The following is a 15,036-nucleotide window of genomic DNA, read 5'->3' as shown; positions in this document are numbered from 1 at the left end:
ATGAAGAATACTATATTATGGATTGGCGCCCTTATCGTGGGCGCCATTTTAGGATTGTTAGGCCTTCAGTGGCTCGACGAGGTGATGACTTTTGTAGCCACAGTCTATACGCGGTTGTTTCAGTTGTTAGCTGTCCCAACCATCGTACTGGCAGTTATCACCACCTTTGCCACGTTTGGTTCTAAGGGTTCAGGCAGAATTTTCGGTCATACGCTGACCTACACGTTGTTGACAACTTTTGCCGCTGCTGCTGTGGGAGCCGTCCTCTTTGTGCTTGTTGCACCAGGGAATCTGCCTGTTGACACCCTCATTCAAGGTGAGCAGTCTGTGGAGCAGGCGCCTCAGCTGTCTTACTTCGACCATATCATTAGCGTCATTCCTAACAACATCGTCAAACCATTCCTTGAAGGCAATGTACTTTCTTTGCTTTTGTTGGCTTTTGCCATTGGCATAGGACTGTCTAAGTTGCCCGAATCAGAAAATAAGACGATTGTAGTCAAAGGCCTGCTTGGACTTCAGGAACTGCTCTTCCTGCTTATCCGTGGTCTCATATGGACACTGCCTTTAGGTATCGTAGCCTTCTCGGCTCAGTTGTCGGCTCAGTTGTCGGCAGGCGTGGTGGCCGATTCCATCGGTAAATATGTGCTGGTGGTACTGGGCGGTAATGTCCTTCAGTTCTTTGTGGTGTTACCACTGTTCCTGTTGGCACGTGGATTGAATCCTATCCATGTGCTGGGTAGAATGACGCCTGCCGTACTGATGGCGCTTTTCACGAAGAGTAGTGCAGCCACTCTGCCTGTTACAATGGATACAGCAGAGAATCGGTTGGGGATTAAGAAGAATGTGGCTCGCTTTGTGCTTCCCATCTGTACTACTATTAATATGAATGGTTGCGCAGCGTTTATCCTCGTCACCTCGCTCTTTGTGATGCAGAATGGAGGTACGCCTCTCACATGGACGACTATCCTGCTATGGATTCTTATATCAGTGGTGTCGGCAGTTGGTAATGCAGGTGTACCTATGGGCTGTTATTTCCTTACCCTTTCACTCATGTCGGGTATTGGTGCTCCTATTGCCATCTTGGGTATTATCCTGCCTATCTACACTATCATTGATATGATAGAGACCGCAGAAAATGTATGGTCCGACTCTTGTGTAGCTGCTATAGTAAATAAAAAGCTTTCACCAAAAACAGAAGAATAATGAAAAAAGTAATATATTTAATTCTCGTAACAGTTTTTTTTATAACCGTTACCTCATGTAATAGCAACGACGATGGTGTGCAGAAGGGAATCGATATTCCTGGCATCACCATTGATGGCGATGCAGACTGCTGTTCAGCCGAGGAAGCTATTCAGATATATAATTTCCTTCAGACCGTGAAGGTTGTCCCTGAGCTCACGGCCGAGATTGATAGCAAGTATCGTGTCTCTGTATATACTCGTACTGGTAGTCTCCACACGGGCTATAATGATTTGTACTTCGTGGCCACTAAACTCACAACAGGCAATTATATCAAAGAGTTTACAGTGAGTAACTTTAAACCACTCATGTACATGACCAAGATGAAGATGCAGCACAGCACGCCCATATCGGGTATCGTCAAGAGTTTTAACTCCAACTTCACTGCCGTCAAACAAGGTTGGATATCACTGTTGATGCCGACCAGCGATGCAGGCTATTGGACACTGGCCTATGATGCCAATGTCTTGGGGCAGAAAGGAGGCGTCGGTCCTACGGAAGTCAAGGTGGATGGCCTGCCTGTTGGTCAGGAGTGGCTCAAGTCGTTCAAAATTGGTGGTAACACCTACTATCTGTCGCTGGTTAACCCTGCCGACTGGATTACTGGCAGCAACGAGATACAGGCCTACATATCGGTGAAGAGCCTGACAGGCACTGATCCTTATGAGTTGGCCACAGAGCAGTTTGTCATTGACATTGATCCTCGCATGCCCGACATGGGACACCATACCTCGCCAGACAATGCAGCACTCACACTCCAAACTGATGGCAGTTATCGTGGCAAGATCAATCTCACCATGACAGGTCTGTGGCGCATCCACCTTACGGTAAAAGATGTAAAAGGAAACATTGTGGCTGGAGGTGATAATCTGAAAGATGGCTTCAGCTCACTCTATTGGGACGTAACCCTCTGATAATCTGTTAATATTAGTATCTGTATGCTTAGACTGTTATTATTAGCTATCCCTTTGTTGGCCGATACTACCATCAGCCAGCCTCGTCATCTCGACGAGGTGGTGGTAGTGTCGAATCGGCAGGGTGGGAAGCGTTCGGTCAAGGGACAAGTGGCATCTATCGATGAGCATCTGTCGCAATTGTCGCATGTGTCGCTTGTACGGCGTGGTTCTTATGCATGGGAGCCGATGGTCAACAATATGCCGACGGAACGTGTTTCAACCACCATTGATGGCATGAAGATATTCTATGCATGTACAGACAAGATGGATCCTGTGACGAGCTATGTGGAGAGCGGAAACCTGCAAAGCATCAGTCTCAACTCTGGTCTCAATGGTAATCCACAGGCCACAGGCAACATCGGCGGTGCGCTCGACCTGCGTCTCCGCAAGGCTGGGTTTGATGCCGATTCCTTTCACCTTAGCTCAATGGCTGGTTATGAGCTCAACGGTCATTTACAGGTGTACGGCGCTGATGCAGCTTGGTCCTCCCAACGCTTCTATATAAATGGTGGCGTATTCTATCGTCATGCCGATAACTATAAGACGGGTCGTGGCGATGTGCTGCCATTCTCACAATTTCATAAGTTGAATGCTTTTAGCAATCTGGGCTATCGCCTTACCAATCGTGATATCCTCGAAGGTGTACTCATTGTCGATCATGCTGGCGATGTGGGCTATCCTGCTTTAGCGATGGATGTCAAGCGGGCCGATGCCTTCATCACCTCCCTCGCTTACCGGCACACGTGGGCCGAAGGCCTGTTCGATTCGTGGGAGACTAAGATCTACTATAATCATATCATTCACGAGATGGACGATACCCATCGGCCTGATGTGCTTATCCACATGGATATGCCAGGTCGTAGCACAACTGCGGGTTTCTATAGTCTGCTATCTGGTGTGGTTGGTCAGCACGGGTTTCAATTCAATGCCGATGGCTACTATAACCGATTGTTTGCCGACATGACGATGTATCCTGGCGGTGCGGCTCCGATGTATATGGTCACATGGCCTGATGTCCGTACGCTGAACACGGGTGTGGCCGTTTCTGATGACATCACTTTACCTCACCGCCAGTCTCTCTACGTGTCTGCTAAGTTGGCTTGGCAGCAGCAGACGCTTCGTGACAAGGAGGGCTATGAGGCATTGAAGGTTTTCTTTCCTGGTATGTTAGATTACTATCATCAGTTCACTGGGCGTATCGCTGCCAGCTACAACTGGCATCCCGACCATTGGCAGTTGTCAGTTGGCATGGGCTGGGGCAGTAGGGCGCCAACCGTCACAGAGGCATATGGCTATTACCTCAACAACACCTTCGACCAATATGATTATATCGGCAATCCACGCCTTAGTAACGAGTCGGCTGTTGAAGCCAATGCAACTGTCAGATGGCTGCCAACAGGGGACTTCTCGCTGACTGCCGATGCGAGTGTCTTTTCCTTTTCCAATTATATAATAGGTGTTTCTGAACCGCGACTCAGTGCGATGACTATTGGTGCCGAGGGAGTCAAGGTATATGCCAATCTCAGTCGTGCCACCATTGCCAATGCATCGCTCACCAGTCGGTGGCGGATCTCGCGCCGCATTGATTTTGAGGGCTCTATGGGTTGGGCCTTAGGGCGCGACGACGAGGACGACGCTTTGCCTCTTATCGCCCCTTTTAATTATTCGGCACGTATAGGCTATACATACAAGACTTTGCAATTACAAGCCGAGCTGAAAGGTCATGCCCGTCAGTCAAATTATGCAGCTAAATATGGTGAGACGCTCACTGTGGCTTGGGCCATCTGCAATCTCTCTGCCCAATACCGCTATGCCCGGTTCGCCCTATGTGGCGGTGTGGAGAACGTGTTCAACCGCCTTTATGCCACTTATGCCGACTGGAACAATATACCACAGAAGGGGCGGAATCTCTATTTTAATTTGTCGTATGAACTGTAATTTGTTTTGCCAAATTGCAGTTTTTTTTATCATAAGAGGAATAATATTTGGCTATGTCGGGGGATTTTATTTCCTTTGCACCCATGAACAAAGCGATACTGACGATAACAGGTAGCGACGGCACAGGAGGCTCTGGCGTACAGGCCGATATCCAGCTTATCCACGAGCTGGGTGGTACTGCAGCATCGGTCATAACCTCTATTACGGTACAGAACACACTGGGTATTCAGGAGTTCCACGACCTGCCCGTAGCAGTGGTACGTCAGCAAGTTGAGGCTATCATCAATGACCTTGAGCCGCAAGTTGTCAAGATAGGCTTGCTACGCCGCATTGATGTCGTCGAGATGCTGGCCGAGGTGTTGCAACGTCATAAGCCACGCCATATCATCTATGCGCCGGTACTGACATCAACCAAGGGAGAACGGTTGGTTGAACCTCGTGTCTATGAAGCCATCGAACGATTGTTGATGCCAATGTGTACTGTGGTACTGGCACCGGGCGACCTGCCTATTGGTCCTCGTCGTCATGGTCATGCCAACCAGTTGGCTTCGGCATTGGCTTACTATCTGAGTCTCGACGAGAAGGTGAACGATGCCATGCTCCATGCCCAGGCCTATCTGAAGCAACTCCCCGCCGAATATGCCGATGGCAATAGTCGCAGCGAAGAGCTTTATAACCAGTTTCTCGACGCCGTAGAGCATTATTTCAACCGTTACGCCGACGTGGCTTTCTATGCCGAACAGCTCAACGTGAGTCCTCGTTATTTAGGACAGGTCACGCGGCGCATCGCCGACCGCTCGCCCAAGGCCATTATCGATGAGCGCATCGCCAACGAGATAGCCACCTTGATAACCACAACCAACAAACCGCTGAAAGACGTTGCCCGATGGCTGGGATTCTCATCGCAGGCCCACCTCTCGCGCTTCTTTAAGAAACGGAAAGGGGTCTCACCTACAGAATTTCAACAACAAAAGCAGTAATATAAAAATGACAAACGAAAGACGTGATTTAAACCGCCAGTTGGCTCAGATGCTGAAGGGTGGTGTGATAATGGATGTGACTACTCCCGAACAGGCCAAGATTGCCGAAGAGGCTGGTGCCTGTGCAGTTATGGCACTTGAACGCATTCCTGCCGATATCCGTGCAGCGGGTGGTGTGAGCCGTATGAGCGACCCGAAGATGATTCGTGGCATTCAGGAAGCGGTCAGTATCCCAGTGATGGCTAAGTGCCGTATCGGCCATATCGCAGAGGCTCAGATTCTGCAGGCCATCGAGATCGATTATATCGACGAGAGCGAGGTGCTCAGTCCTGCCGATAACATCTATCACATCGATAAAACCAAGTTCGACGTGCCATTTGTCTGCGGTGCCAAGAATCTGGGCGAGGCGCTACGCCGTATTGCTGAGGGCGCCACGATGATCCGCACCAAGGGTGAGCCCGGTACGGGTGACGTCGTGCAGGCCGTAAGCCACATGCGACTGATGCAGAGTGAGATTCGCCGACTGGTATCGATGAGCGAAGACGAACTCTATGAGGCTGCCAAGCAGTTGCAGGCACCTTATGAACTGGTACGCTTTGTTCATGACAATGGCAAACTGCCTGTCGTAAACTTCGCCGCGGGCGGCGTGGCTACACCTGCCGATGCCGCGCTGATGATGCAGTTGGGTGCTGAGGGCGTATTTGTGGGCAGTGGTATCTTTAAGAGCGGTAATCCCCGCAAGCGTGCCGCTGCCATCGTGAAGGCCGTGACCAACTATCAGGATGCCAAGATGCTGGCCGAGCTCAGCGAGGATCTCGGCGAAGCTATGGTGGGAATCAATGAACAGGAGATAGAACTCTTAATGGCTGAACGCGGAAAATAAATGAGAGTTGCAGTACTGGCCCTGCAAGGGGCCTTCATAGAACATGAGCAGATGCTCCATCGTTTGGGAGCTGAGACTTTTGAGGTACGGCAGCTGAGCGATTGGCAGCAGCCCAAAGACGGGCTCATTCTACCAGGAGGCGAGAGTACGGTGCAGATGCGCTTGCTCCGCGAGCTGGGGCTACTGGAGCCTATCCGCCAGGCCATCCTCGGTGGACTGCCTGTCTTCGGCACTTGTGCTGGTATGATACTTCTCTCAAAGGATTATCTTGGTACTATGGACATCCGTGTGCGTCGTAATGCCTATGGCCGACAACTCGGCAGTTTCCACACCACAGATAGTGTGGAGGGTATTGGCAGCGATGTGCCAATGACTTTTATCCGTGCGCCGTATATCGAGGAGGTGCTGTCGGCCGATTGTCAGCCGATAGCCGAAGTCGGCGGCCATATCGTGGCAGCACGCCAGGGCAATCAGATAGCGACCGCTTTCCATCCAGAGTTGGATGACGATATACGGATACACCAGTACTTCCTGAAATCCTTGAGCCGGTGAAGATGATTATGCTTTGTGTGCTTAAAATAAGGGTTAACGCTGTTTTCTCGGTTGGAAACCGTTGTTTTCTCGGTGAGGAAATACCATTTTCCAATAGGGAAAACAGCGTTTTCTAACAGGGGAAACAGCGGGAAATGACGTCTCTTTCTAATCTGTGGGGGGATTGCCGAAACAGTAGGCTTTGTGATAGCCATCAAAAGGTACGTCCCAATCATAGCCGTAAGACTTGATGATATCTCGGATACCCTGTTGCTGAGCGGGAGTAAGCGGACGCTCGCCTCGCATGTACTGGTAGTAGAACTTAACGCCATGCAAATACGCAGTGATGGTCTTGCGCATACTGGTGAAGTCGCTCTTCAGCACGTTGTCGTAAAGATGTGAGAAACCAACGGCCATCGTCATCACCTTAACCTTGTCGAACCAGCGGCAGTGGCCATTTTTCAGTGTGTGGGGTAGCACGCAGCGGCATGTCTCCAAAGTTTCCGGCGCATGGGCGCCAGCGAAATAGTGCATACAGTTCCCGCTAAGCGGACAGCCTGTGTTGAAACACAGGGGATACCAGCTAGGAACTGCTGAATAATCAAACTCATCGTCGTGTGAAATAATGTCTTTAGTCTCGTTCATTTTGTATCTTTTTAATGTTTAACTTTATAGTTGGTTAGAGATTGCAAAGATACTGAAAAAATAAGTGATTCCCAAATTTTTGGCTGTAAAAAACACATGAGGAAGAAAATCCGATTCGACTCTAAAATTCGTATATAGGATAAGAAACAATCAATCGGTGAATTAATCTCCATATGTTATTTTACAATAAGATGATTCAGATCATTCATGTCGGTGGGCTGAAAACTGATAGACCAGCTGCCGCCGTCTTTCTTCCATGAGAAGAGCAAAACCTCGATGGTCTCGTTGGCAGAGAGAAAAAGGTAGCAAATATCGGCATTATAGTCCTCAAACCTGACTTCACCTTTGTTTACGAAGCCATTGCGCTTTAGCTCGGATATCACAGATTCCAATGGTACCGGGAAGAAATAATCATAGGCGCAGTAGAAGAAGTCATTGCCATCGTCGTAGCTGAAGTGGAACCTGATTTGACGATTCCCTTTGTTATAATACCTTCCGTAGCATATGTCGCCTTCCTTGTCTATGCGTATCAGGGCGTTGGCATTTACGATAGCGAAATCGGCAAAGTTCTCCGTCATGTATTTCTCTACGTCGGTGAGTGTTGAACCAAATGCCAGATATGGCTTGATGACAATGGAATCGAGGTTGATCACAACTGCCATTGAGTCTTTTGAAGTCTCTGACGTCGCAGATTCCTCTTTATTACCATAGGCAGTGAACACTGATAAAACCATTGCGCAGCAAACGACGGCTGCGAGCGTCATAAGAATCTTTCTCATACTTATAGCTGATTAATATTTCTGATTTTTTTCTCTAATTGTTCTATCTGCTGTTCTATCTCCCAGTTCTTTCTGATGAAAGCACTGATGCCAGTCATCAGTTCGGTGGTGCGCCAGCGGTAATAAGCCACTGCCACTGCCAAGCCAATGAAGATAAGCATTAGAACTGTGGCACATGCTACTGCAATGATGAATGATACTTCCATATCTGTTTGCCGTTTTGATTTTCGCCGGCAAAGGTAAGCAAAGCCTGCGAAAGAGGTGTTCTCACGGCGCACAAGCTTGTATTCTGGGCGCACAAATTACATTTTGAAACAAAAATGAAACATTTTATGCATATTTTATCAGAAAAAGCTGTATCTTTGTACCCAAACAAAGTTATTCAACCGATGAAGAAATATCTTTTTGTATTCTTGATTGTTGCAGCGATGGCTATTGGATGTACTGGCGGTCGCGGAAACGGTAATGTGTTGTCGGATGCTGACAGCATCTACCAATGGGAGAATATACGCAAGTATCTTATGGAAGAGCCGGAACTAGCGCTTAGACTGATTGATACATCTGAAATGCGTGGGGTGGCTGATGTGAACTACGCCAACTATATGCGGGCACAGATATACTATGGTTCGCCAACGATGGAAGATTTGGATAAAGCTCGCGATTACTGTCTACGGGTGCTTAACAACCAGAATCCCGTCGTCGACAGCTTGCAGAGGATAAAGATAATTTCATTGCTAGTGTCAGTTTTCCAGAAGACTCCTGAAAAATATCAGGACGCAGTGCGCTATGCTATTAAAGGTGCCGAGATGGCTCACAAGGCAAATCGTCTGATGGAAGAGGCGGAATTCTATTTCAATGCGGGGACCATGATGGAACGACTACAGCAAGGTAGCGGCATTGCCTATATGAATAGCTCATTAGAGCTTTATCGTAAGGCCGCTCGAAATAGTATAGCCCCTCTACCAATGTTTTCTTCAAACCTTGGTCAGATGGCACGTATCTATGCTGAGGAAAAAAAATATGCTGATGCTATCTCTTTGCTAGAAGAACGGCTGTTGGTCATCGAGCGCATCGAAAAGGAATACTCTACAGCCCCTGCTGGATGGATAGATCAGCAACGGGCGTATACTTATCCTGTTATGGCATATTGTCTGTATATGACAGGAGATAAGGAGAGAGCTCAACGCATGGCTGCGGCATTTGAGCAGACACAGGCAGGACAACAGCCTGGTAACCAAGACGATATTCTGTTTTATTACGCATCTTCTGGAAATGCCGCTCGTATTCAGCAGATTTATGACCAGTTGGAGCCTTATTATAGGGAGAAAGGGGATACCATATCCCAGAATTATGTCAGTTTGCTGGCCTTATATGCCCGTGGACTCAATGAGATAGGCCGCTACCATGAAGCCTATCAGGTGCTCGACCGTTTTAGTGTGATTAATGATAGTCTGGTACAGCGTGAGCGTCAGCAGGAAACGTTGAAATATGCACAACAGATGAAAACACAGGAGAAGGAGCTAGAACTGAAGGACAAGGAGGCCAAAGCTCGATTACACCTTATTATAATATTAGCTCTTGTGGTATTTTTGGTGGCTTGCATAATATTCTTGTGGCGTATCACTTTGGCTCATCGCCGACTACAGGAGAAAAACCGCCAGTTGTTCGATACTGTGCAGCAGATGATACAACAGGCTGACAAGCGACAGGAAGCACTAGATCGCCTTCCCGAGGCCACCTTGAGCCCATCACAGCAACTCTACAACCGTATCTGTCACCTGATGCGTGATCAACAGCCTTATACTGATAGTGAACTGAACCGTGAGACACTGGCCCAGATGCTTGCTACAAACTATAATGTTGTGGCATCTGTTATCCGTGAGTGTACAGATGGACAGACCATCGGAGATTTCCTCGATGATTGGCGCATCCGTCATGCTGCTCAGTTAGTGGCTACCACTAGTGATACCGTTGGTCTCATTATCGAAGAAAGCGGCTTCTCTAGCCGCAGTCATTTTAACACACTCTTCCGTGAGAAGTTCAAAATGACACCATCAGAGTATCGTAAAATAGCACAGGAAAAGAAAAATGAAGGATAGTTGCCCTTTATTAGTGGAGCAGTAGCAATCCTGCAAAAGCGGCATAGCATATCATACGGATGGGATTGATTTTTAGATAGCCTGTTCCGAAAGCAGTAGCTATGAAAAGGACGCAACTGATACAGAACTGCCACGGAGTCTCTGTTGGTGTGGAAAAATTCTCCTTGTTGCAGAGCAATAGGGTGGCTGCAGCGAGTAATCCTACGACGGCAGGGCGCAGACCTATAAAGATCGATTGCACCAATGGGGTGTTCATATACTTCATGAACATCTTGCTAATCAGAATCATCAGAATGAGCGAGGGGAGTACCAGTGCGAAAGTCGCTGTGGCACTACCGAGGATGGCCATCAGATGACTATAACCTGCATTATGAATGGCTGTGTATCCGCAGTAAGTAGCTGAATTGATACCGATAGGACCAGGTGTCATCTGTGAGATAGCTACGATATCGGTAAACTCAGCCGTAGAGAGCCAATGGTGTGTCTCTACTGTCTCGTGTTGGATAAGTGATAGCATGCCATAGCCTCCACCAAAGCCGAAAAGGCCAATCTCGAAGAATGTGATGAATAGACTGAGAAATATCATTTGGCTTAACTACTTAACTTTTGATTACTTAACTTCCCGTAGATATAGCCACCGATAGCAGCGATGATTATAATGTAAATAGGTGAAACGCCTAGGCCCCAAATTGTTAGAGCGCAGGCGATGGGAATCCAGATAGTGTAGCGATTAAGTTGGGCACGCTGACCAAGACGAAACGTTGGTACGGCTATCAATGCCACTACCGCAGGACGTATGCCTCGGAAGATGGCAGCCACATAGGGATTATCCTTAAACTGACTGAAGAACATCGCGATGGCAAGGATGATCAGAAAAGAGGGCAGTGCTGTGCCGATGGTTGTGGCGATGGCACCACGTGTCTTGCGCAACTTATAGCCGATGAAGGTGGCGATATTGATGGCGAAGACACCCGGACAACTCTGGGCGACGGCTATCAGGTCGAGCATCTCGTCCTTCGACACCCATTTTTTCTTGTTCACCACCTCTTCTTCTATCAAAGGAATCATGGCATATCCACCACCGAGGGTGAATATGCCAATCTTAAAGAAGGTCTTAAATGATTCCCAGTAAATGTTCATCGCTGTTCGATCCATTTACGGGCATTGACGAAGGCTTCAATCCATGGGGTTACCTCATCCTGACGACGATTGGCAGGATACCAGGCGTTCTGCCATGGGAATACGGCTCGCTCCAAGTGAGGCATCATGCAGAGATGACGACCATCGGCAGAGCAGATACCTGCTACGTTATAGTCGGATCCGTTAGGATTAGCAGGATAGCCTGCGTAGTTGTACTTAGCAATCACGTTGTAAGCACTCTCAGCCTCGGGCAGTGAGAACTTACCCTCTCCGTGAGCAACCCACAAACCGAGCTTGTTGCCACTCAATGAGCCGAACATGACAGAGTTGTTATGAGGAATGCTCAGTGAGATGAACTCACTTTCAAACTTATGAGAGTCGTTGTGCAGCATCTTAGCGCCCTTAGCGCCAGTCAGACCGAGCTCAACCATCAACTGACAACCGTTACAGATACCTAATGAGAGAGTATCCTCGCGGGCATAGAACTTATCAAGTGCCTCCTTGGCCTTAGGATTGAAGAGGAAGGCACCAGCCCAACCCTTAGCCGAACCAAGTACGTCGGAGTTAGAGAATCCGCCACAGAATACAATCATGTTGATATCCTCGAGTGTCTCGCGACCAGAAATCAGGTCAGTCATCATTACGTCCTTCACATCAAAACCGGCCAGATACAAGCAGTAAGCCATCTCGCGCTCACCGTTGGTACCCTTCTCACGAATGATGGCAGCCTTGATGCCAGAAGCCTGACGACGATCGGCAGAGATACCATACTGAGCGAGCTTACCTGTGAAGTCCTTGTTGAACTGCATCTCGATAGGCTGCTTCTTATAGTTAGCGAAGCGCTCAGCAGCCTTACCATTGAAGCTCTGCTTGCGGTCGAGCAGGTAAGAAGTCTTATACCATGTATCACGGAGTGCATCGATGTCGAATGTATGCTCTACATCACCAGCCTTAACTGCGATGGTGCGGGCATCCTCAACAGGATAACCAATCTTAGCATAGCCAACACCCTGCTCCTCCATGAAGTCCTTGAACTCCTGCTTGTACTCATCGCTTACCTCGATAACTACACCTGGGTTCTCTGCGAAGAGAGTCTTAACAACATCGCCATCGGCACAGATGTCGTGCAGGTTGATATGCATACCACCCTTCTGGTTAGCGAAACACATCTCAAGCAGAGTAGTAATCAAACCACCAGCAGAGATATCGTGACCAGCCATAATCCAACCACGGTTAATCATCTCCTGAACAGCCATAAATGCATCGGCAAAGTACTCTGCGTTCTTAACAGTAGGAACATCGTTGCCTACCTTACCCAGACTCTGAGCGAAGGCAGAACCACCAAGGCGCTGCTCGTCGAACGAGAAGTCAATATGATAGAGTGATGCATTCTTATCGTTAACCAATACGGGGCTTACCACCTTCTTAATGTCAGAGACCTCACCACCAGCAGATACAATTACTGTTCCTGGAGAGATGATCTTCTCGCCGTTAGGATACTGTTGAGAGAGCGACAGTGAGTCCTTTCCTGTTGGCACGTTGATGTGCAGGTCGCAGCAGAAATCGCTCAGAGCCTTTACACCAGCATACAGACGGGCATCTTCACCCTCTTGAGAGCGGCAAGGCCACATCCAGTTAGCTGAGAGTGAGAGTGAATCCATACCCTCAGCGAGTGGGGCCCATACGATGTTTGTGAGAGCCTCTGCTACAGAGAGTACTGAACCAGCAGCAGGATCAGCCAGACCAGCCTGAGGTGCATGACCAAGCGCTGTGGCGATACCCTTAACACCACGATAGTCGAGGGCTACAACACCACAGTCGCTCAGAGGCAACTGAATCTCACCCTGACACTGCTGACGTGCAATCTTACCTGTAACCGAACGGTCGACCTTGTTAGTCAACCAGTCCTTACAAGCCACAGCCTCCAGCTGGAGCACACGGTCGAGGTACTCGTTAATCTTATCCTGACTGTAGGTAACGTCAGCATAGTGACGCTCTACAGTATTATCCTTCATAATAGTCTTTGGTGAGTGACCAAACATCTGTGCCACATCCAAATCGAATGGTTTTACACCATCACCCTGCTTGAAAGAGAAGTGAGCATCGCCAGTAGTCTCACCAACTACATACAGTGGAGCACGCTCGCGCTCAGCAATCTTACGTACGTGTTCGATATGCTTCTCGTCGATGAGCAAGCCCATACGCTCCTGACTCTCGTTAGCAATAATTTCCTTAGAGCTCAGAGTCTTATCGCCGATAGGCAACTTGGTCATATCAATCTCACCACCGCACTCCTCAACAAGCTCAGAGAGACAGTTGAGGTGACCGGCTGAACCATGGTCGTGAATTGAAACAACGGGGTTCACATCCTCCTCACAGAGGGCACGAACCAGGTTGTAGGCACGCTTCTGCATCTCAGGGTTAGCACGCTGAACAGCATTCAACTCGATACCGTTGCTATAGCGACCTGTATCAACTGATGATACAGAGCCACCACCAAGACCGATACGGTAGTTATCACCACCTACTACTACCACCTTGTTACCCTTCTGAGGCTCTTTCTTCAGGCAGTCACGCTTAGTACCATAACCAACACCACCAGCCAGCATGATAACCTTATCGTAAGCATACTTGGTATCGTTTGGCTCCTGGTGTTCGAAGGTAAGTACAGAACCACAAATCAGTGGCTGACCGAACTTATTTCCGAAGTCAGATGCACCATTCGAAGCCTTGATTAGAATCTGCTCTGGTGTCTGATACAGCCACTGGCGAACAGGCAGAATGCTCTCCCAATCGCGAGTGAGCTTATCATCATCAGTCAAACGAGGATAAGCAGTCATATAAACAGCTGTACCAGCGATAGGCCATGAACCTACACCACCACCCATACGGTCACGGATTTCACCACCAGTACCTGTAGCAGCTCCATTGAAAGGCTCTACGGTTGTGGGGAAGTTGTGTGTCTCAGCCTTCAGCGAGATAACACTCTCGATATCTTTTACCTGGAAATAGTCGCTTGTGCTCTGATCCTTTGGAGCAAACTGCTCAACCACAGGACCCTGCGCAAAAGCTACATTATCCTTATAGGCCGAAAGAATCTTGTTAGGATTCTCCTGTGTAGTCTTCTTAATCATTGCAAAGAGCGAACTCTCCATCTCCTTACCATCAATGATAAATGTACCACCAAAAATCTTATGACGACAGTGCTCAGAGTTAATCTGCGCAAAACCGAAGATCTCTGAATCGGTAAGAGGGCGACCGTTCTTTTTCTCTAGTCCATGCAGATACTCAATCTCCTCAGGGCTCAGAGCCAGACCTTCCTGCTCGTTATATTCCTCCAGATTATCCACATACTTAATTGGCTCTGGCTTAATGTTAATGGTAAAAATGTCCTGATTCAGGCCATTATACATACGCTGCAACATCTCGTCGTGCTCGGCATCCTTTGAGTCTACGGCAAAATATTCCTCTATACGAGAAATGCCGCTGAGGCCCATATTCTGTGTAATCTCAACGGCATTTGTCGACCATGGTGTCACCATTTCGCGGCGTGGACCAACATAGTAGCCCTCCAGTTGCTCGGCATCTAACAGCGTAGCATCGCCATAGAGCCAGTTTAATTCCTTGATTTCCTGTTCACTCAGTGCGTGATCAACCTCAGTGGCTATCACCGTTTTCTGTGGGGTCTGAAAGAAGCGTATCATACCTTATATATTATTAAGTTTTATTTTGGGTGGCAAAATTACTAAAAAAACGGCAAAAGACCAAATATATTTGAGATAAAAAAATCCCAGCACATTTTGCAATGCGCTGGGAATGTGATTACTCTCTTTAGATAGAGGG

13 protein-coding genes are annotated in these 15,036 nt (G+C 48.2%); 7 read left to right on the top strand and 6 right to left on the bottom strand.

What is annotated here, in order from left to right:
• The 6 genes from T325_RS11310 (at position 1) to pdxT (ending at position 6,551) form a co-directional block, all read left to right on the top strand.
• Positions 1–1,203, top strand: coding sequence for a dicarboxylate/amino acid:cation symporter (locus tag T325_RS11310; protein ID WP_051949864.1), 1,203 nt, complete (start codon positions 1–3; stop codon positions 1,201–1,203).
• Complete coding sequence (locus T325_RS12470; RefSeq protein ID WP_051949863.1) at positions 1,203–2,156, top strand: FixH family protein; 954 nt, start codon at positions 1,203–1,205, stop codon at positions 2,154–2,156. The genes T325_RS11310 and T325_RS12470 overlap by 1 nt, the downstream gene beginning before the upstream one ends.
• A 24-nt stretch (positions 2,157–2,180) precedes the next feature.
• The gene (locus tag T325_RS11300; RefSeq protein WP_036914052.1) at positions 2,181–4,136 is read left to right on the top strand and encodes a TonB-dependent receptor; all 1,956 of its coding nucleotides are present in this window, start codon (positions 2,181–2,183) and stop codon (positions 4,134–4,136) included.
• Positions 4,137–4,219: 83 nt separating this feature from the next.
• Positions 4,220–5,116, top strand: coding sequence for a bifunctional hydroxymethylpyrimidine kinase/phosphomethylpyrimidine kinase (locus T325_RS11295; protein WP_036914049.1), 897 nt, complete (start codon positions 4,220–4,222; stop codon positions 5,114–5,116).
• A gap of 7 nt (positions 5,117–5,123) precedes the next feature.
• Positions 5,124–5,999 carry a pyridoxal 5'-phosphate synthase lyase subunit PdxS gene (gene pdxS, locus T325_RS11290; protein ID WP_036914047.1) on the top strand — a complete coding sequence of 292 codons (876 nt, stop codon included), beginning with the start codon at positions 5,124–5,126 and terminating at the stop codon, positions 5,997–5,999.
• Complete coding sequence (pdxT, locus tag T325_RS11285) at positions 6,000–6,551, top strand: pyridoxal 5'-phosphate synthase glutaminase subunit PdxT (RefSeq protein ID WP_036914044.1); 552 nt, start codon at positions 6,000–6,002, stop codon at positions 6,549–6,551.
• A 147-nt stretch (positions 6,552–6,698) separates the two neighbouring features.
• Here the strand turns inward: pdxT and T325_RS11280 are convergent, their stop codons facing one another.
• From T325_RS11280 to T325_RS11270, 3 genes are all read right to left on the bottom strand, one after another.
• Positions 6,699–7,175 carry a DUF6078 family protein gene (locus T325_RS11280; RefSeq protein WP_051949862.1) on the bottom strand — a complete coding sequence of 159 codons (477 nt, stop codon included), beginning with the start codon at positions 7,173–7,175 and terminating at the stop codon, positions 6,699–6,701.
• A gap of 176 nt (positions 7,176–7,351) precedes the next feature.
• Positions 7,352–7,954 (bottom strand): hypothetical protein, encoded by a 603-nt coding sequence (locus T325_RS11275; protein WP_143058330.1) that lies wholly within the window; start codon positions 7,952–7,954, stop codon positions 7,352–7,354.
• A 2-nt stretch (positions 7,955–7,956) separates the two neighbouring features.
• Positions 7,957–8,160: a hypothetical protein gene (locus T325_RS11270; RefSeq protein ID WP_036914039.1), complete on the bottom strand. Its 204-nt coding sequence runs from the start codon at positions 8,158–8,160 to the stop codon at positions 7,957–7,959.
• A gap of 183 nt (positions 8,161–8,343) precedes the next feature.
• On the opposite strand from T325_RS11270, the gene T325_RS11265 reads away from it, so the two are divergent.
• Complete coding sequence (locus T325_RS11265; RefSeq protein ID WP_036914037.1) at positions 8,344–10,053, top strand: helix-turn-helix domain-containing protein; 1,710 nt, start codon at positions 8,344–8,346, stop codon at positions 10,051–10,053.
• Between the two features lie 10 nt (positions 10,054–10,063).
• Here the strand turns inward: T325_RS11265 and T325_RS11260 are convergent, their stop codons facing one another.
• Genes T325_RS11260 through purL form a run of 3 tightly spaced genes read right to left on the bottom strand, consistent with a single transcriptional unit; the run spans position 10,064 to position 14,897 of the window.
• Entirely contained in the window at positions 10,064–10,639 is a 576-nt protein-coding gene (locus T325_RS11260) for a chromate transporter (protein ID WP_036914034.1), read from the bottom strand.
• A gap of 5 nt (positions 10,640–10,644) precedes the next feature.
• Complete coding sequence (locus tag T325_RS11255; RefSeq protein ID WP_036914031.1) at positions 10,645–11,193, bottom strand: chromate transporter; 549 nt, start codon at positions 11,191–11,193, stop codon at positions 10,645–10,647.
• Positions 11,190–14,897 carry a phosphoribosylformylglycinamidine synthase gene (purL, locus tag T325_RS11250; RefSeq protein ID WP_036914029.1) on the bottom strand — a complete coding sequence of 1,236 codons (3,708 nt, stop codon included), beginning with the start codon at positions 14,895–14,897 and terminating at the stop codon, positions 11,190–11,192. The genes T325_RS11255 and purL overlap by 4 nt, the downstream gene beginning before the upstream one ends.
• Positions 14,898–15,036 lie beyond the last annotated feature (139 nt).

The organism is Prevotella sp. FD3004, assembly GCF_000746155.1.
Taxonomy (GTDB): domain Bacteria; phylum Bacteroidota; class Bacteroidia; order Bacteroidales; family Bacteroidaceae; genus Prevotella.
Note: the sequence above shows the minus strand (reverse complement) of the source record. Positions and strands in the feature narration are given on the sequence as shown.